The 19451-nt window shown below is 52.2% G+C and carries 18 protein-coding genes; 10 read left to right on the forward strand and 8 right to left on the reverse strand.

Annotation, left to right across the window (positions count from 1 at the left end):
* Position 1 precedes the first annotated feature (1 nt).
* From nudF to parE, 5 genes are read left to right on the forward strand one after another with little or no spacing between them, the layout of a single operon-like run.
* Complete coding sequence (nudF, locus tag ACVLVH_RS17325) at positions 2-637, forward strand: ADP-ribose diphosphatase (RefSeq protein WP_101762996.1); 636 nt, start codon at positions 2-4, stop codon at positions 635-637.
* Positions 634-1059 (forward strand): DUF1249 family protein, encoded by a 426-nt coding sequence (locus tag ACVLVH_RS17330; RefSeq protein ID WP_008103400.1) that lies wholly within the window; start codon positions 634-636, stop codon positions 1057-1059. The genes nudF and ACVLVH_RS17330 overlap by 4 nt, the downstream gene beginning before the upstream one ends.
* Positions 1060-1103: 44 nt before the next feature.
* Complete coding sequence (cpdA, locus tag ACVLVH_RS17335; RefSeq protein ID WP_101762997.1) at positions 1104-1931, forward strand: 3',5'-cyclic-AMP phosphodiesterase; 828 nt, start codon at positions 1104-1106, stop codon at positions 1929-1931.
* Between the two features lie 3 nt (positions 1932-1934).
* The gene (gene yqiA, locus ACVLVH_RS17340; protein WP_101762998.1) at positions 1935-2516 is read left to right on the forward strand and encodes an esterase YqiA; all 582 of its coding nucleotides are present in this window, start codon (positions 1935-1937) and stop codon (positions 2514-2516) included.
* Between the two features lie 46 nt (positions 2517-2562).
* Positions 2563-4458 carry a DNA topoisomerase IV subunit B gene (gene parE, locus ACVLVH_RS17345; protein WP_101762999.1) on the forward strand — a complete coding sequence of 632 codons (1896 nt, stop codon included), beginning with the start codon at positions 2563-2565 and terminating at the stop codon, positions 4456-4458.
* A gap of 30 nt (positions 4459-4488) precedes the next feature.
* On the opposite strand, the gene ACVLVH_RS17350 is transcribed toward parE, so the two are convergent.
* The gene (locus ACVLVH_RS17350; RefSeq protein ID WP_498949893.1) at positions 4489-5907 is read right to left on the reverse strand and encodes a tetratricopeptide repeat protein; all 1419 of its coding nucleotides are present in this window, start codon (positions 5905-5907) and stop codon (positions 4489-4491) included.
* Positions 5908-6056: 149 nt separating this feature from the next.
* On the opposite strand from ACVLVH_RS17350, the gene ACVLVH_RS17355 reads away from it, so the two are divergent.
* The 4 genes from ACVLVH_RS17355 to ACVLVH_RS17370 all read left to right on the forward strand — a co-directional run bounded on the left by ACVLVH_RS17355 (position 6057) and on the right by ACVLVH_RS17370 (position 13689).
* The gene (locus ACVLVH_RS17355; protein ID WP_101763001.1) at positions 6057-6956 is read left to right on the forward strand and encodes a LysR substrate-binding domain-containing protein; all 900 of its coding nucleotides are present in this window, start codon (positions 6057-6059) and stop codon (positions 6954-6956) included.
* Positions 6957-7222: 266 nt separating this feature from the next.
* Entirely contained in the window at positions 7223-9415 is a 2193-nt protein-coding gene (locus ACVLVH_RS17360; protein ID WP_312464157.1) for an Ig-like domain-containing protein, read from the forward strand.
* Between the two features lie 67 nt (positions 9416-9482).
* Complete coding sequence (locus ACVLVH_RS17365) at positions 9483-10355, forward strand: OmpA family protein (RefSeq protein WP_312464158.1); 873 nt, start codon at positions 9483-9485, stop codon at positions 10353-10355.
* A gap of 205 nt (positions 10356-10560) precedes the next feature.
* The gene (locus ACVLVH_RS17370) at positions 10561-13689 is read left to right on the forward strand and encodes an Ig-like domain-containing protein (RefSeq protein ID WP_498949895.1); all 3129 of its coding nucleotides are present in this window, start codon (positions 10561-10563) and stop codon (positions 13687-13689) included.
* 82 nt (positions 13690-13771) lie between these two features.
* On the opposite strand, the gene ACVLVH_RS17375 is transcribed toward ACVLVH_RS17370, so the two are convergent.
* On the reverse strand, positions 13772-14080 hold the full coding sequence (locus tag ACVLVH_RS17375; protein WP_008103384.1) for a putative quinol monooxygenase: 309 nt from the start codon (positions 14078-14080) through the stop codon (positions 13772-13774).
* Positions 14081-14111: 31 nt separating this feature from the next.
* Positions 14112-14690: an NAD(P)H-dependent oxidoreductase gene (locus tag ACVLVH_RS17380; protein ID WP_192412121.1), complete on the reverse strand. Its 579-nt coding sequence runs from the start codon at positions 14688-14690 to the stop codon at positions 14112-14114.
* Between the two features lie 163 nt (positions 14691-14853).
* Between ACVLVH_RS17380 and ACVLVH_RS17385 the strand changes: the two genes are divergently transcribed.
* A complete protein-coding gene (locus ACVLVH_RS17385) occupies positions 14854-15615 on the forward strand; it encodes a transporter substrate-binding domain-containing protein (RefSeq protein ID WP_192412120.1) in 762 nt (253 codons plus the stop codon).
* Positions 15616-15676: 61 nt separating this feature from the next.
* Here the strand turns inward: ACVLVH_RS17385 and ACVLVH_RS17390 are convergent, their stop codons facing one another.
* The 5 genes from ACVLVH_RS17390 to ACVLVH_RS17410 all read right to left on the reverse strand — a co-directional run bounded on the left by ACVLVH_RS17390 (position 15677) and on the right by ACVLVH_RS17410 (position 19442).
* Complete coding sequence (locus tag ACVLVH_RS17390) at positions 15677-16540, reverse strand: ketose-bisphosphate aldolase (protein WP_101763006.1); 864 nt, start codon at positions 16538-16540, stop codon at positions 15677-15679.
* A 128-nt stretch (positions 16541-16668) separates the two neighbouring features.
* Positions 16669-17520 carry a class II fructose-bisphosphate aldolase gene (locus ACVLVH_RS17395; RefSeq protein ID WP_192412119.1) on the reverse strand — a complete coding sequence of 284 codons (852 nt, stop codon included), beginning with the start codon at positions 17518-17520 and terminating at the stop codon, positions 16669-16671.
* A gap of 9 nt (positions 17521-17529) precedes the next feature.
* On the reverse strand, positions 17530-18621 hold the full coding sequence (locus ACVLVH_RS17400; RefSeq protein WP_101763008.1) for a PTS fructose transporter subunit IIC: 1092 nt from the start codon (positions 18619-18621) through the stop codon (positions 17530-17532).
* 11 nt (positions 18622-18632) lie between these two features.
* Entirely contained in the window at positions 18633-18947 is a 315-nt protein-coding gene (locus tag ACVLVH_RS17405) for a PTS fructose transporter subunit IIB (protein WP_101763009.1), read from the reverse strand.
* Between the two features lie 24 nt (positions 18948-18971).
* Positions 18972-19442 (reverse strand): PTS sugar transporter subunit IIA, encoded by a 471-nt coding sequence (locus ACVLVH_RS17410; RefSeq protein ID WP_061720482.1) that lies wholly within the window; start codon positions 19440-19442, stop codon positions 18972-18974.
* Between the last annotated feature and the right edge of the window lie 9 nt (positions 19443-19451).

The following is a 19451-nucleotide window of genomic DNA, read 5'->3' on the forward strand; positions in this document are numbered from 1 at the left end:
GATGGCGAGTGAAAAAAAATCCCCTGTGACTTTCACAAAAAACGATGTAGAAATTATTGCACGCGAAACGCGTTACGATGGTTTTTTTTCCATCGTCAGCTACCGTTTCCGCCACCGTCGTTTTAATGGCGAAATGAGTGGTGAAGTGGTGCGCGAAGTTTTTGAGCGCGGACACGCCGCCGTGCTGCTACCCTATGATCCCTTGCGTGATGAAGTGGTACTGATCGAACAGATCCGCATTCCCGCTTTTGATTCCAGCCCAACGCCCTGGCTGCTGGAAATGGTGGCTGGCATCATCGAACCTGGCGAAACACCAGAAGATGTCGCACGACGTGAGGCGGTAGAAGAGGCTGGCCTTAAGGTTGGCCGCGTCAAACCGATAGTGAATTACTTAGCCAGCCCCGGCGGAACGTCTGAACGTTTATCGGTGCTGGTGGGCGAAGTGGATGCCAGCCTGGCAGAGGGAAATCACGGGCTGGAGGAAGAGAATGAGGATATTCTTGTCCATGTGGTGAGCCGCGAACAAGCTTATCGCTGGGTGGAAGAGGGGATTATTGATAACGCGGCATCTGTCATCGCCTTGCAATGGCTGGCGTTGCACCATGAAAAACTACGACAAGAGTGGAAGCTAAAATGAAACAGCGCTATACCCCTGACTTTCCCGAAATGATGCGCCTGTGCGAAACCAATTTCGCCCAGCTGCGTCGCCTGCTGCCGCGTAATGACGAGGCAGGCGCATCGGTGATTTATCAGGTGAATGGCGCCAGCTATCAGCTCACCATCGAAGAATCGACGCGTTACACCACGCTGGTGGAAGTGCGTCAGGTGGCGCCCGCAGTGAGTTACTGGAGCCTGCCTTCTATGTCGGTGCGGCTCTACCATGATGCGATGGTCGCTGAAGTGTGTTCCACTAAACAGATCTACCGATTTAAAGCGCGCTATGATTATCCTAATAAAAAACTGCATCAGCGCGATGAAAAACATCAGATTAACCAGTTCCTTGCGGATTGGTTACGTTACTGCTTAGCGCACGGCGCTGTGGCAGTACCGGTTTGCTGATAGCGTAAAAAACGCAACGATGGCGTGGAGATTAAGGAAACGCTTTGGATAGCCTGCTAACTCTTCCTGCGCAAGATGGGTCTGATATCAGGATTTTACAAATCACGGATACCCATCTTTTCGCCGGAAAACATCAATCGCTGCTTGGGGTAAATACCTGGTCGAGTTTTGATGCGGTACTGGATGCTATTGAAGTACAACAGCGTCAGTATGATCTGATTATCGCCACTGGCGATCTCGCTCAGGATCACACCGTCGAAGCTTACCAACACTTTGTAGCAGGCATTAATCGTCTGCCAAAACCTTGCGTCTGGCTGCCGGGGAATCACGATTTTCAGCCGGCAATGGTGGATACGCTGGCCGACGCGGGCATCAAATCTGACAAGCACGTTCTTTTGGGCGATCACTGGCAACTGGTGCTGCTGGATAGCCAGGTATTTGGTGTGCCACACGGCATGTTGAGCGAATACCAGCTGGAGTGGCTACACACCGCACTTAGCAAGTACCCAGAACGCCACACTTTGGTACTGCTGCATCATCATCCGCTGGCTTCCGGATGTACCTGGTTAGATCAGCACAGCTTGCGCAATCCGCATCAGCTGGAAGCGGTACTGCAGCACTTCCCGCGCGCGCGTAATCTGGTATGTGGCCATATTCATCAGGAGCTCGATCTCGACTGGCATGGTCGCCGTGTGATGGCTTCACCATCAACCTGCGTCCAGTTCAAACCGCATTGCACTAACTTCACCATTGATACGCTGGCGCCGGGCTGGCGTTGGTTTACCTTGCAGCCCGACGGCACGCTGCAGACCGAAGTGAACCGCCTGCAAAGTGACATGTTCCGCCCCGATCTTGATTCCGAGGGCTACTAAGCAATGGCGGCGCTGATCTATCTGCATGGCTTCAACAGTTCCCCGCAATCGGCGAAAGCCACGCAGCTGCAGCAGTGGCTCAACGAACAGCATCCGCATATTAATGTGATGGTGCCGCAACTACCGACGTTTCCGTCTGAAGCCGCCAGCATGCTGGAAGATCTGGTGATGCAATATGCCGGTGAACCGCTGGGATTGGTGGGATCGTCGCTGGGCGGCTATTTTGCTACCTGGCTGTCGCAGTGTTTTATGTTGCCAGCGGTGGTGGTTAATCCCGCCGTACGGCCGTTTGAGCTGTTAGTGGATTACCTCGGCGAAAACCGTAATCCCTACACCGGCCAGCAATATGTGTTAGAGTCTCGCCACATTTACGATCTGAAAGTAATGCAGATTGACCCTCTTGAAGCGCCCGATTTACTCTGGCTGCTGCAACAAACCGGCGATGAAATACTCGATTATCGCCAGGCGCTGGAGTATTACAGCGCATGCCGCCAGACGGTTGAAGAGGGCGGCAATCATGCCTATATCGGATTCGAACGCCATTTCGCACAGATCGTTGATTTTCTGGGATTAAACGCCCAGTGACCTTGCGAAGTGGGGCCATTTTCCTATTGCTAATCAGACATTTACGATGAGCCAATCAAGCTATAATGCCGATGCCATTGAGGTCCTGACCGGCCTTGAACCGGTGCGTCGTCGTCCGGGGATGTACACCGATACCACGCGCCCGAACCACCTGGGCCAGGAGGTGATCGATAACAGCGTCGATGAGGCGCTGGCCGGTCACGCTAAACGCGTGGAAGTCATTCTTCATGCCGACCAGTCGCTGGAAGTTATTGATGATGGTCGTGGCATGCCAGTGGATATCCATCCGGAAGAAGGCGTGCCAGCGGTTGAGCTGATTCTTTGTCGCCTGCATGCGGGCGGCAAATTCTCCAACAAAAACTATCAGTTCTCAGGCGGCTTGCACGGCGTCGGGATCTCGGTGGTTAACGCCTTGTCGAAGCGTGTGGAAGTTACCGTGCGACGTAACGGCGAAATCTACCAGATTGCCTTCGAAAATGGCGACAAGGTGCAGGATCTTACGGTTACCGGCACCGTCGGTAAACGCAATACCGGTACCAGCGTGCATTTCTGGCCAGATGAAAGCTTCTTTGATAGCCCGCGTTTCTCGGTTTCTCGTTTATCACATCTGTTAAAAGCCAAAGCCGTGCTGTGTCCGGGCGTTGAAATTGTTTTTAAAGACAAGGTCAACGACACCGAACAAACCTGGATGTATCAGGATGGCCTGACCGATTACCTGTGTGAAGCGGTTGACGGCTTACCCACGCTGCCGGAAAAACCCTTTGTAGGCAGTTTTGCAGGCGATGTGGAAGCAGTGGATTGGGCGCTGCTGTGGCTGCCGGAAGGCGGAGAGCTGCTAACAGAAAGCTACGTTAACCTGATCCCAACCATGCAAGGCGGCACGCACGTCAACGGTTTGCGTCAGGGCTTGTTGGATGCCATGCGCGAGTTTTGCGAATACCGCAATATTCTGCCGCGCGGCGTGAAGCTGTCGGCAGAAGATATCTGGGATCGCTGTGCGTACGTGCTGTCGGTGAAGATGCAGGATCCACAGTTTGCCGGGCAGACTAAAGAGCGCCTGTCGTCGCGTCAGTGTGCGGCATTCGTCTCAGCGGTGGTCAAAGATGCCTTCAGCCTGTGGCTGAATCAAAACGTGCAGGCGGCTGAAATGCTGGCCGAGCTGGCGATCTCCAGCGCGCAGCGCCGCATGCGCGCCGCGAAGAAAGTGGTGCGTAAAAAACTCACCAGCGGCCCGGCGCTGCCGGGCAAACTGGCTGACTGCACCGCACAAGATTTGAACAAAACCGAGCTGTTCCTCGTCGAAGGGGATTCTGCGGGCGGATCCGCCAAGCAAGCGCGCGATCGTGATTATCAGGCGATCATGCCGCTGAAAGGTAAGATCCTTAATACCTGGGAAGTCTCTTCGGACGAAGTGCTGGCCTCACAGGAAGTGCATGATATTTCAGTGGCGATCGGTATCGATCCTGACAGCGAAGATCTGAGCCAGCTGCGTTACGGCAAAATCTGTATCCTCGCGGATGCGGACTCCGATGGTCTGCACATTGCCACGCTGCTGTGCGCGCTGTTTGTGAAGCATTTCCGTACGTTGGTGCAACACGGCCATGTGTACGTGGCGATGCCGCCGCTGTATCGCATCGATCTCGGCAAAGAAGTCTATTATGCCCTGGATGAAGATGAGAAAGAGGGCGTGCTGGACCAGTTGAAGCGCAAGAAAGGTAAGCCGAATGTGCAGCGTTTTAAGGGCTTGGGTGAAATGAACCCGCTGCAGCTGCGCGAAACCACGCTTGATCCGAATACGCGTCGTCTGGTGCAATTGACGATCAGCGATGAGGATGTCGATCAAACCCTACGCGTGATGGACATGCTGCTGGCGAAGAAACGCTCGGAAGACCGCCGCAACTGGCTTCAAGAGAAAGGCGATTTAGCCGACCTCGAAGTGTAAAAAAAACAGGGACGCCGCGGCGTCCCTGTTTTATTGCTGCTGTAATGCCTGTTTAATCCGCGTAATAACCGTGCTCCACTCTTCATCCTGCCCGCGCCCAAACAATCTCATTTGCGGATACCACGGCGATTCATCGCGATTTTCCAACCAGCGCCAGTCTCGCGCCCAGGCGGGAAGTAATACCCAGCAAGGTATCCCCATCGCCCCTGCTAAGTGGATCACCGACGTATCTACACCAATCACCAAATCCAGTTGTGAAATGACCGCGGCGGTATCCTGATAATCAGTGAATTGGGCACCAAGCGGCTGTATGTGTGGAAAGTCAGCGATTTCCTCTTCACCTGCACCTTTTTGCAAGCTAATCCAGTTGATATCAGGCAGGTCAAATAAAGGTGCAAACTGTGAAAGGTGCGCAAGCGATCGTTGGCTATCATTCTTATGCCCGCTAGAGCCTTTCCATACGATACCAATTTTTTTCCCGTTCCCCTCAATCGGCCACCTCGCCTGTTGTTCTGCAGAGCTAAACAGATAGGGATGATGCGCGCTAAAGGGCTGTGTTGAGTTGAGGAAGTGCTGCGGTAAATCCAGTAGAGAGCACCAGTAATCTGCCGGTGGCAACGTGTGTTGTACATCTTCCCGTGTCAGATAATTATCGAGGTGCGGCAGCGTAACCATCAATGATTTTAAGGACTTGCTACCCAGCATGATCACTTTTACCGCATGCTTTTCAGTTTTAACGCGTGTGAGATAACGACAGAATTGAATTTCGTCCCCCATGCCTTGCTCGGTCCTTACCAACAGCGTTTTACCGCGCAGATCCTCTCCTTGCCAGTAGCGAATAGGGAGTTTCGGTAAGGTAAAGAAGCGATCGGGATTATCGGACGCATAACGCGCCTGATAGTTAGACCAGCCAGCAGCGAAGTTGCCTTGTTGTAGCTGAACCATGCCGAGCGAATTTCGGCAACGTTGATCGGCGTCACGCACTTGCAGCACTTGCTGCATCTGACTTTCTGCTTCTTGTAGCTGGCCCATGTGCGCTAGCAACGTACTTATGCCATAGCGGGCTTCGGTATAATCAGGCTGGCTCTGCAGCGCCAATCGATACTGATCTAAAGCAAGGTGATAGCGCTGCTGTTTATGCAGCAAAATAGCGTAGTTATTGTGACAGGCGGCATAGCCCATATGTGATTGCAGCGCAGCCTGATAACAGGCTTCCGCCTCGCTCCAGCACCCGGCGTCATAATGGGTTAGACCAAGACCGTTGAGTAATCCCGCATCTGTAGGCGCAAGTTTTAGCGCCCGCTGATAATAGCGCTGCGCCGTATCCAGATCGCCGTTGCGCCGTGCAAGCCGTGCGGCTTCATGAAGGAACCAGCCATCGTAGGGAGCAAGCGTCAGGTGCGCCCGAATCTTACGCCAGGCTTCTTCTTGTCGCCCTTGCTGCAGCAACTGGGTTACCGCTTGTTGCTGACGTAAATCGTTAGCCACCCGAGGTTTATGGCGCATTGTGATATCCTGCCGCTAATAAAGTGGCGTAATTTAAGCCAAAAGTGTCAGAAACCGCGCTAAGACAGGTCTCGATCTTTAAGGATGGGAATTTGAAAATAACACTGGAAGAGTTACGTGCCTGGGTTGCGGTGGTGGATACCGGATCAATCACATCAGCTGCGGAGCAGTTAGATCAAACCAGCTCTGGCGTGAGCCGTGCGCTTAGCCGGCTGGAAGGTAAGCTGCAAACCACCTTAATGCATCGCACCACGCGTCGCCTGGCATTGACCGAAGAGGGGCTGATTTTTCTCGATCATGCGCGGCAGATTCTGGCGTCGGTTGAACAGGCGGAAGAACTGATCGCGCAGCGCCGGGACATTCCTTCTGGACGCTTACGCGTCAATGCCAATACGCCTTTTACCCTGCACGTCATTGTGCCGCTGGTGGCGGAGTTTCGTCAGCGCTACCCGCTGATTCAGCTGGAATTAAACACCGACGATATTGTGATCGATCTGCTGGAGCAGCAAACGGACATCGCCATTCGCATCGGCGAACTGCGCGATTCGACGCTGCGTGCGCGTGTGCTCGGAAGCAGCGCCATACGCCTGTTAGCCAGCCCAGATTATCTTGAAAAGTTTGGTGTACCGGAAAACGTTGATGCACTGGCGAACCATCAGCTGTTGGGGTTCAGTCAACTTGATGTACACAACGTCTGGCCGGTTTGGCAGCGCGAAGGCGAGTTCCTGCGCATCAAACCTACGCTGTCCGCCTCCAGTGGTGAAACATTGCGTCAACTGGCTTTAGCTGGGCAAGGTATCGTACGTTTATCCGATTTTGTCAGCCGTGAAGATCGCGAAAGTGGGCGTCTGGTACAGGTTTTAGCAACGGAAACCCGTGAACAGCGTTTACCCATCCACGCGGTCTATTATCGCAATCAATCCCTTACCTCGCGCATTACCTGTTTTCTGAGTTTTTTACGCGAAAAAATTCAGGAAAATCATCTGTTATAGTCTTGTTCCTGCTCAATAATTTACCCTTCATCTTCATATCTTTATTTATAAAAACGCTTTAATTCATATAGTTAATTAACTAATAACTTTTCTGTCAATGTTGGGAAATTTTTTCTTTCCTAACGGGACGTTTCTTATGTCTCGGAAATCTCTCTTTCCCGATTATGTCGCTCACTTTGAGCCCGCACAGGTGGGTTAAGCCAGGGAGATTGCTGCGTTTGTACGCAATCGCACAATCAAAATCTAATGTACGGAAGGGATTAAACATGAACGTTTCGCCCGTGAGTGTTGCGGTTATTGATAAAAAAACAATAACGAAAGCGGAAGCATTGCGTGTAGGTAAAGACGGTAAAGCTGCAAAAGTTCAGGCTATTACCAACGGCAAATATTTGCTGACCCAAGGTAATGACGGCGTTGCACCAGAAAACATTACCGTTAAGCGTGTCGGGAAAGATCTGCTGGTGATGCTGGAGGGATCCGACGCCAGCGAACCGGATCTGATTATCGAAGACTTTTTTGCTAAATCAGGTGCTTTAGTTGGTAAAGCTGAAGATGGCGCCATGCATGAATACGTCGCTACCGATGGTAATGCCGATCACGATGCTGCCGCATTGGCTGATGGCGAAACCACCGCATTAGCGCTTGGAGAGAGCACGGTTGATACCGATTCTGGTTTCATGCTGGCCTCGGGATTTGAATGGTCCCCGGCGTTGATCGCTTTAGGCGGATTGGCGGCTATCGCTGCGGCCGCCGGCCTGGGCTACGTGGCAGCCAAAGAGCAATATCAGGATAAAAACGCTCACGAAAACGGCAGTAGCGATCAGAACGGTGGGGACAACGGGAAGGGCGGTGATGACGGCGGTAAAGGTGGCGGCGACAGCGGCGGCGGCAATGTAAACGTCCCGGTAGTTAACGGCCTGTATGACGACGTAGGCAGCATTACCGGATTGATCGCGAAAGGCGGCCGTACCGATGACACCACGCCGACACTGAACGGCACGGGCACCAAAGGGAATGTCATTGAAATTTGGGATGGCAGCACAAAAATTGGTGAAACCACGGTTGGTGAAAACGGCACATGGTCCTTTACACCCGGTAAAGCATTGGGCGCCGGTAGCCACAGCATCACCACACGTGAACGCAATGAAAGTGGCGTAGTAGGCGATTCAAGCGAGGCCTGGAGCTTCGTTATCGATCTGACCGCCCCTGCCAAGGGCACCATTGGTAGCATGGTGGATGACAGCGTAAATCCGCCGAAAGAGATCGTGAAAGATGGCATCACCAAAGACAACACGCCGACGCTGGCGGGTAAGGCCGAAGCGGGCGCTACCGTTGAAATCTGGAAAGATGGCCAGTTGCTGGGCACTGCCAAAGTAGACAGCGAGGGTAACTGGACCTACACCAGCCCGAAGCTGTCAGAGGGTAAACATGATTTCAGCATCGTCGTCGTAGATGAAGTCGGGAATAAATCGCTGCCTTCCGAAGCCTGGATTATCGAGGTTGATACCGTAGCACCAGAAAATAAAGGCATTGGTGCCATCGCTGATGATGAAGGTAAGTTGATTGAAAATGGTGGCGAAACGCAAGACAGCACACCAACCTTCTCTGGCGTCGGTGAAAAAGGCGACATCATTAAAATCATTGATAACGGCCAGGTTATCGGCAGCACCGTTGTCGATGACGAAGGAAAGTGGCAATTCACCCCAGAAAAAGCCATTGGTAATGGCGATCATGAATTCCAGATTATTGAAGTGGATCCAGCAGGTAATGAATCTGCGCCTTCAGAAAAAGTCATTATCGAAATTAACGATCCGAATAACCCTATTGATCCCGGCAAGGAAGTGATTCCGAATCCCGATGTACCGGTAACTGGCGCGGTTGACGACGTGTATCGTGATGAAATGTTGGATAACGGCGAAAAGTATTTCATCGGCAAACAGCCTATTGCTAACGGCGATGCGGTGAATGATTCAACGATTTTTGTGGGTGGAACCGGCAACGCGGGCGATATCGTTTATATCTGGCTCAGTGGGAGCAATAACCATTATTACCTCTCCTCTGTCGTAGATGAGAACGGGAAGTGGAGTATCGCCACGCCAGAGTTATCTGATGATGTTTACAAGATTGAAGCGGCATTTAAAAATGCTGAAGGCGTAGTAACAGCCAAAACCGAAGCTTTTGAAGTTGAGATCGATACGATTCCACCAGAACCCATCGATCCGGGCGATCTCTTCCCTGATCTACTCAGCCATGTTGAATTATCTGAGCTGCTCTCGGCAAACGGTGACACGTTATTCAATGAAGCGCAGGAAGAATCTGCATCACTCAATAATATTGATGAAAGCATTTTAAGTAATATGGTTTTTGATGCGGATATTAAGAGTTCTGCAGTGGACGGTGTGATGTCTCTCGATATTACAGCTTTGAAGGATTTAGATATTCATTATTTATCTGAATAATTATCACATCATTGCGATTAATAGAATAAAAACAGGCGTCGTCTGGCGCCTGTTTTCTGGAGTTATAATGAAACTTAAAAAATATGCTATTGCCACGGTGCTTGCGACATTGTCCATCAGCGCAACTCTTCAAGCGCAATCGAATTTTGGCAAAGCCTGGCAATCCATGCCGGCAGCGGCCTCAGAGCAAACCCGCATCGTTTATTATCGAGCTACAGACGATAATAATAATAAAGCAGCACACATCTATGTTGATGGCGAATTCCAAACGGCATTATTAACCGGCGGCTACACGGTGTTTTGCCTGAAACCGGGTGTACATTCGTTGGGAAGTTATATCGATGATGCGCCAGGTTATCAGGGCAAGCAGCAACAACCATGGCGCGATAATCTGGCGGCGGGCAAAACCTATTATATCATTGCCAGCCTTGACGGTTCCGGCCGTCCTCTGGTGATGGATAGCGAACAGGCTCAGCAGCAATTAGTGGGAACACGTCAGCAAACTCATTTGCTTTCCCGCGCTTCAGCGGTGGTGCCGTGCAAGGCTGGAACTACACAGTCTTATGATAATTATGAGTTTTCATCGGATTTGCTGTTTAATTTTGGTAGCGCGAACAGTGCCGATATTTCCGCTCAGGGTCATAGCGCCATTCAACAATTTGCAACCTTGTTGAAAAGCAAAAATAAAGCCGATCAGCGCATTATCGTCACCGGCTTTACCGATCCAATTGGGGAGGAGGAAAGCAACATCAAGTTAGGCCAACGCCGCGCGGATGCAATTAAGAAATTATTGGTCAATAACGGGCTCGCGAGTGATTATATTCAATCGCAAAGTATGGGTGAAAGCCAGGTCACTGCGCAGTGCGCGGGCTCCCTGAAGCAGCAGAAAGCATGCTATCAAGGCGAACGTCGTGTAATTATCAGTGTAGAGAATAAATAGTTTTATCACTTTCTAAAAATTAACCAATGGTCTGATTTTTTATAATTTAGGCCATTTTTTTCAACTTCACTTTACAATTAATGATTCTATTAAAAACCATTAATTAAGACATGTCCTGTGTTGGTTATTTCACTAACTGGTCGAGAATGCTTGCGTTCCGGGAGGAAACCGGAACACGAATCTAAATATTTAAAGGAATATATTCATGGCGAATAACAGCATTAATGAAATTAAAGAAATGAAAATCAGTACTATTACCGACAGAAAGTTTGGTTGGAAAGATAAACAAGTCGATCTCAAAAATGCCGGTGGTCGTGTTGAAATTCTTATTGATGGTGTGGTTTACAAAGCACCTATCGATGAAAATGGTAAGTGGTCATTTACACCGCCAACGGGCTGGGACGAAGGCTTACATACCGTGCAGTTGATCACCATCGATAAAGCGGGTAACCGTGCACCACCAACGTCCTTCATTGTAAATCTGGATACCCAAGCTCCAGAAGCGCCAGAAATCTGGCGTGTGGTAGATAACACCGGTAGTAATAAAGGTAATTTGAATCCGGGCGAAATTACCGATGAACACAAGCCTGTCATTTCAGGCGTAGCGGAGCCGGACGCGATCGTTTACCTGTATGACAACGGTGGAAAAGATCCGATTGCTTCAGTCAAAGCTAATAGCATGGGGGCATGGACCATTACTCCAGAATTGGCTGATGGCGAACACAGCCTGACCGTAGTGGCTAAAGATGCTGGCAAACATGAAAGCCCAGTCTCAGCGCCATTCATTGTGAAAGTTGAAGCGGGCGCAGTAGTGATGGCCGAAGGCCCAACTGCAGAGTCGCAGCCGTCTGAGGATGCGACTGCAAATACCAATAATTTTCGTACTCATGGTAATGCTATTGAAAAATATACCAATAAAAGCTTTATCGAGATATCACCTAAAGTCGAGCCTTTCGCACAGGTTCAAATTACGCTGAACAATGAAGTGTATCTTGTTACCGCAGATAAGGATGGCAATTTACATTTCAAGTCTGATGAACTGCCAGATGGGACCTACTACTATCAGACGCGTGTTCGCGATAGCGCTAATAACTGGGGTCCCGCTACCTCAATCATTCTGCATGTCGAAGCAGGCGCTCCGGAAGCACCACAGATCCTGCGCGTCATTGACGACGAAGGTAATGTTGATCACTTAACTTCGGGTCAATACACTGATGATAAAAACCCAACGCTGTCAGGCGTGGCTAAACCGGGATCGCTGGTCTTCATTTACGGCGTTGATTCAGCACCGATCGGCAGCGTGACCGCTGGCGGTGATGGACGTTGGACCTTCACACCGGAACTGACCACGGATGATACCTATATCTTCAACGTAGCGTATCAGGATCGCTACGGTCGTATGAGTCCGAAATCAGACAACTTCATCCTGAAACTGGATGCTACTGCACCTGAAGCGCCTTCACTGGAAGGTGTTTACGATGACGTAGGCCGCGTAACCGGTCAGCTGAAATCAGGCGATACCACTGACGACACCACTCTGCCGCTGTCGGGTAAAGCGGATGCCGGCTCCATTGTACGTATCTGGGATGGCGAAAAATTAGTTGCAACCGTTATTGCCAACTCACGTGGTCAATGGTCTTACGAACTGGATGTGGCCGAAGGCAAACATGCGCTGCGCGTAGATTCCGTCTCCAAAGGTGGTGCTGCTTCTACTCCATCAGAAGAGTTCATTGTGATTGTTGATACCCAAACGCTGCCTCCGGCACAGATTGAAGAGATCGTCGCCAACAACGGTGCAGAAGAGCGTCCACTGGTGAGCGGTGATGCAACCAACGATGACACCCCAGTGCTGCGCGGTTCAGGTGAAGAGGGTGAAATTGTTTATGTTTACGATAAAGACAAAGTCATTGGTTCTGCTGCCGTAGGCAAAGATGGCAAATGGGAAATCGAGCTTGATCCACTGAAAGAAGGTTCTCATGAGCTGAAGATCAAAGTCGAAGATCCAAAAACTGGCAAAAGTTCAGACTTCTCAGATCCGGTCACCATCGTGGTGGATTTAACTGCACCTGAAAAACCGGTCGCTCCGGGCATTATCGACAACACCGGTGATGAGCAGGGCGTCATCCAGCCAGGCACGCCAACTGACGAAACCCAGCCGGAGTTCACCGGTGGCGGTGCAACGCCGGGTGACGTTGTAGAAATCATCATCATTGATAAAGACGGCAAAGAGCAGGTCATTGGTAGCGGCGTCGTTGACGAGAAAGGTGATTGGACAGTCACCCCAACCGATCCAATCGGTGATGGTGATTACGACGTGGTGGTTGAAATTACCGATCCGGCGGGCAACACCTCCGATCGTTCCGATCCAATTGAACTGATTATCGATACCAAAGTGCCGGACGAAATCACGGACTTCGAATTGTGGGATGACGTGGGCGTCATCACTGGTCAGATCCTTGATGGCGGCATCACTGATGACAAATCACCAACCGTACGCGGTACCGGTGAAAACGGTTCTAAAGTCATTATCTATGATGGCGAAAAACAGATCGGTTCAGCAACCGTAGTTGATGGTAAATGGAGTATTGATCTGCCTGCCCTGACGGAAGGTGCGCATAATATCCGCGTTCAACCTGTCAGCGCTTCAGGTGTGAAAGGCCCTATCAATGACGGCATCAACTTTGATGTGGATCTGACCGCGCCACAGGCTGGTACTTACACCGGTGGTACATTCCTTGATGTAGAAGGTTTTACCCGCCCGATCGGGTCGGATATCAACGGTCGGGTCATGAAGCTGAACGGTACCGGTAAAGAAGATGGCACCGTGGTAGTGGTCTATGGCGATGCGGCGCGTACCGAAATCATCGGCAGCGCGGTGGTGACCAACGGTAAATGGACGCTGGATACCAATGAACTGGCTGAAGGCAGCTACCATATCTCCTTCGGTTTCCGTGATGCAGCGGGCAATGAAGTAGCCGGTGCAGAATCGTTCGACGTTAACGTTGACGTTACGCCACCAGAACCTATCGATCCAGGCGACCTGTTCCCAGACTCATTCAACGAAGCGCTGATGAGCATGTCACTGACGGATATTCTGTCCATGAGCGATGACTCGTTATTCATCGACAACGGTAAAACGCAGTTGATGATTTCGGATTCTGCGCAGGAAGTGACCTTGCAAGACATCCTGCCGGAAGGTGAAGACGTAAATAACTGGAGCCAGGCAAATGGCACCGTAACCGTGGCAGGCGTTGAATATAACGTTTACCAGAACAACGGTGGCGATGCTGAAGTGATGGTTCCACAGCACCTGCTGCAGGAACAACAGCACTAATTTCTGATTAGCTGCGAAACAAAAGCCCCGATCGAAAGACCGGGGCTTTTTTATGCATGATGATGAACGAGAAAAAATCGGCTTACTTAGCCGCTTCCAGCACCAGGATCTTCACATCGACCACTTCATCTTTAATCAACGCGCGATGCGCATCCATGTGTGGCATCTGCTGATGCTGCTCCAGATGACGCAGTGATTCCCACAGCTCCAGCATGAAAATGGAATCGGGTGAATTCTGTTTCCACGGCACTTGCGCCTGATGATCAACTAATGCGTCATATTGATGACAGCCATCTTCTTCCAGCACGGTAGGAATCAGCTGGTTAATCGCATCCAAAACCACCTGGCGACGGCCCGGTTTGACACAAATCTCTGCAACGACGGTTAACATAATGCTTCCTCTTTTCCCTGGGTGCTTACAGTTAAGCAAAGATCTGGTTGAGATGAGTCCGATAACGTTCGATATCGCGCGGTACGTCCGGCATTTTAATTACATCGTTACAGATAAAGGTCGGTAAACCTTCCATGCCGAGGAACTGGTTGGCCTTATGGAAGTGCAGATACAAACCGTCCACGCCCACGCCTTCAAAGAATTGCTCAGGATCGTTAAAGGCTTCCAGCGGAGCGTTCCAGGTCAATGACAGCATGTATTTCTTACCTTGAATCAGGCCGCCGGAGCCGTATTTTTTACCGGCATCGCTGCGTGTGCGGCCATCGCTGGCATACAGTGAACCGTGACCTTCGGTGAAGACATCATCGATATACTTTTTTACTGTCCACGGCTCGCCCATCCACCAGCCTGGCATTTGATAAATCACCACATCGCTGTCGAGGTATTTCTGCACTTCTTCTGCCACGTTGTAGTCGCTGTCAGCAATCGTTACCTGTACCTGATGACCAAGATCGCGCAACTGGCTGGCTGCGACGTCAGTTAAGGTATGGTTCAGTTCGCCTTTCGAATGGGCGAAGGTTTTGCCACCATCGATAATTAAAAAGTTCATGTCATCCGCTCCGTTTCTCGTTGATGCCGCACACTCTACGCGCGCGCAGCAGCGAGAAAAATGCGTGATTGATCACAACACTTTTGCTAATAAAGCAATAATACGCAGGGTTATGAAACAATCCGTGAGCAAACCAACATCAACTCCCATAAAAGAAGAAAACATGAAAACCCCGATACTGAGTGTATTATTTCTGGTGACGGGCGCTGCTCAGGCGCAATCCCACCTCGATGACATCCGCGCAAGCAAAACCTTAAAAGTCTGTACCACCGGTGATTACAAGCCATATAGCTATTTGCGCAGCGATGGCCAATACGAAGGATTGGATATCAGCATGGCGCAATCGCTGGCGGCAAGCCTGGGTGCAAAAGTGCAGTGGGTGCCAACCACATGGAAAACCCTGAGCGATGATTTTGTGGCCAAGCAGTGTGACATCGCATTGGGCGGCGTATCGGTCACCCTCAAGCGTCAGCAGATCGCCTGGTTTGCCCAGCCGCTCGGCATCGATGGAAAAATTCCACTGGTGCGCTGTGCTGATAAAGCGAAATATCAGACGGTTGAGCAGATTAACAAGGCGAGCGTGCGCGTGATCGAACCGGCAGGCGGCACCAACGAAGCCTTCGTGCACAGCCATCTGCCGCAGGCAACGCTGCAGCTGGCTGACAACGTGGGGATTTTCCAGCAGTTAGTGGATAACAAAGCGGACGTAATGATCACCGATGCGTCTGAAGCGCTGTTCCAGCAGCAGCATTATCCCACGCTGTGCGCCATCAATCCGGACAAACCGATGCAGTACGGCGAGAAGGCCTACATGATCCCGCGCGATGATATGAGCTGGAAGTTGTATGTCGATCAGTGGCTGCATCTCAGCACCGCCACCGGCGAATACGCCCAGATTACGAAGAAATGGTTAGGCGCGAAGTAGCGACGCCATTCCTGGCGATCTGAGTTTCTGGTGCGCCATAACGCGCACCAGATAACAGAACTCAACGATACAAACTCGCTTTACCCAACCCGCCAAACAGATTCATTTTGTAGCGAATGACTTCCTTCGCCGCCGCAATCGCATCGGGATAAATCACATTCGGATCCCACCAGGTTTCGCGTGCCAGAATCTCGCGCAGCTTAGCGAAATAGGCGAACTTCATGTCGCTGGAAATATTGATTTTGCCCACGCCCAGCGTCACCGCTTCCGCGATCTCGGCATCCGGATTTGCTGAACCGCCGTGCAGCACCAGCGGAATAGTGGTGCGCTGCGCAATGTCTCTGAGGATATGCATCTGCAGCTCAGGCTTCATATCTTTCGGGTAGATGCCGTGCGCGGTGCCAATCGCTACCGCCAGCGTATCTACACCGGTGCGCTGCACGAAATCCTCTGCCTGCGCCGGTTCGGTGTAGATCACTTTACTCACGCCGCCTTCCACTGAAGTGCCGGTATCGCCGATGGTGCCGAGTTCACCTTCCACCGAAACGCCCACCGCATGCGCCAGTTTCACCACTTCTTTGGTCAGCGCTACGTTCTCTTCATAAGGCAGCAATGAACCATCGATCATCACTGAGGTAAAGCCGCATTGAATAGCGCGCAGCACCTGAGCAATGGACGCACCGTGATCGAGGTGGATGGTGAACGGCACTTTGCTTTTCAGCGTGCGTTCGCGCACATAGCCAAAGAACTCATCAGTGACAAACTCCAGCTCGCTTGGATGGATGGAAATGATCGCCGGCGTATGGGTAGCTTCAGCTTCTTCAACTACCGCGCGGATAAAGCAGCTGTCGGCCACGTTAAAAGCGCCAATCGCGTAACGGTGTTCACGAGTCGGTGCCAACATCTCTTTCATTGAAATCAACATGTTAATATTTCCTCAGCGTGATGTTTACCGGAGCCGACGCATGCGCCGACCCGATAGTGGATATGAATGTGAAATTGATAATGCGACCTTGTGTCGCCATTCATGGCGAACACTAACCAACCTGATGACTAAACCTTGCCCGCCGATCCCGACCAGCTTAGGTACTCCGCCACCACTTCGCGGCAGGCGGACTCCATCAGCCCAAGCACATCGGCTAACTCAGCGTGAGGATGCTGCTTCAAGGCCTGTTCCACCGCCATTTTTCCGGCATCAAACACCGCCGCGCCGACGTTGATCTTGGCAACGCCAAACTCACTAACGCGGCGAATATCCTCAGCGGGCGTGCCCGATCCGCCGTGCAGCGCCAGCGGTCGCGAAGAAACCGCCTGCAACTCCTGCAAGCGCTGAAAGTCGATCTTTGGCTTCACGCCCGCCGGATAGAGCCCGTGCGCGGTACCGACCGAAATCGCCAGCAAATCAATGTGGGTTTGCTCGATAAACGGCAGCACATCGGCCACCTGCGTCATCTTCACTGAGGCATCAGCCAGTTCGTAGGTTGGCGCATCGGCAATATGTCCTAGCTCGCCCTCGACGCACACGCCGGCGGTATGCGCCATCTTCACCACGGCGGCGGTCTGGCGAATGTTCTCGGCGAGCGGTTCAGAAGAGGCATCGATCATTAAGCCGGTAAAACCGGCGCGAAACGCCTGACCAATCAGCGGAAAGGCTTTGCCGTGATCGAGTGCCAGCGCCACCGGCACGCTGGCAGTCTCGGCCAGCGCACGCACTAACGGCACCGCGACAGCAGGCGGGAAGTGCGCGCTGTGTCCCTGATAAACATTGAGGATCAGCGGAGCGCGCTGCTGCTCGGCGGCCTGAATGGCGGCGCGCGCGGTTTCAAGGTTGAAGCAGTTGATCGCTAACACCGCATAGCGCTGTTGGGCGGCGGCCTGAATCAGGTCGTTCATCATGGCAAACATGGTGGCTCCTTATTCCAGAGTGAATTTGATCTCTTCATCGCGGACGCCGGGGGCTTCCACGTCATCGAACTCTTCATCCGCCTGCGTCACCGGCTTTTTCAATACCGACAGCATCACGCCGCACACCGTGGTGCCGATGCCGAGTGCCAAACAGAACAGCCAGGGTTTAGTGAACAGCGGCACCACAAACATGCCGCCGTGCGGCACCGGTGCGCCGACGCCCCACACCATAATCAGCCCACCGGCGATGGCGGAGGCCACCACGCAGCTGCCGACCACGCGGAACAGGTCGCGCGCTGCAATTGGAATCACGCCTTCGGTAATCATGCAGATGCCCATCGGGAAGGCGGCTTTTAGCGCTTCTTTTTCCGCTTTGGTATATTTGTTGCGGCTCAGCAGATAAGAGAGCGTGATGCCGAACGGCGGAATCATTGAGCCAACAAACTTCACCGCTTCCGGTCCGTAAATGCCGTCAACCAGCATGCCGTCGGCGAACAGCGACATGGTTTTATTCACCGGACCGCCGAAGTCGAAGGTGGCCATCGCGCCAAGGATCGCGCCCATCACAAATTTCGAACCGCCTTGCATCGACTCCAGCAGGGCAATCAGCGCCTTCTGCAGCCAGACAATCGGCTGGCCGATGAAGGTCATCATCAGCAGCCCAGCGATAATGGTGCTCAGCACCGGCAGCACCATAATCGGCATCAAGCCCTGCATCGATTTCGGCAACTTAATGGTGCGGCGCAGCAGCAGCACGGTGTAACCGACCAGGAAGCCACCGAAGATGCCGCCGATAAAGCCGGTACCGATCTGCCCGCAGATAAAACCGACGATCAGGCCAGGCGCGAAGCCGGGACGATCGGCAATCGAGTAAGCAATCGCCGCGCTGATCAGCGGCACAATTAGCCCCATGCCCCAACCGCCGATCTGATTCAACATCCACGCGAGAGTGCCGGTCTGTTTGCCGACATCCGGCCCGCCGATCACCTGGCCGAGCGCGATGCAGATCCCGGCGGCGACGATCAGCGGGATCATCCACGAGATCCCGGTAAGCAAATGCCCTTTGATCTCCTGGCCGTACTGACGTTTGTTGTCACTCATGATGGATCTCCTCAGGCGCGCGCCAGTGAATCCGCCACTTTTTCGAGGAATTTCACCGGTGATTTGATCACTACTTCGGTTTTCACTCGCACAATGGGTTTGCCCTGAAAGCGCTCCTCGCCTTTGATCTTCACGTCAACGGCGAGGATCACCACGTCCGCAGCGGCGATATCTTGCTGCGTCAGCGCCGTTTCGGTGCCGATGGTGCCCTGAGTTTCAACGTGGATGGTGTGGCCCAGCGCGTGGGCCCCTTTAATCAGTTTTTCGCGCGCAATATAGGTATGCGCGATGCCTGCCGTGCAGGCCGCTACACAGACGATATTCATGTGTCACCTCAGAGAGTTAGGGTGTTAACAGAGGTCGGTTTCGGCGTACTGACTAAACAGCCGGATGATATTGCTGGCATCGTTTTCCACCAGCAGTTGGGCTATCACCTCATCATCGGCCAGCGCACTGGCCACCTGCGACAACAGGCGAATATGGGTGGTGTTCTGATCTTCCAGTCGCACCGCGAACAGGATGATGCAGCGCACCTGGCTGCCATCGAGCGTTTCCCACGGTATGTCGTGTTGGGTGCGGCCGATGGCGAGCGTGGTTTGTTTCACCGCGGCGGATTTACCGTGCGGGATGGCGATATGATTTTCGAAGCCGGTGGAACCTTCAGCTTCCCGCAGCCAGACGTCTTCAATAAAGGCGGCGCGGTCGCTGATGGCGCCGTCGTGGTAGAGCAAATCGGTGAGCTCATGAATCGCTTGCTCTTTGGTGGTGGCGGTCAGCGCCAGGTTAACGCGGCGCGGCGTCAGAATGCGCGAAATATCCATGATCAATCC

Source organism: Kluyvera sp. 1366 (genome assembly GCF_054823405.1).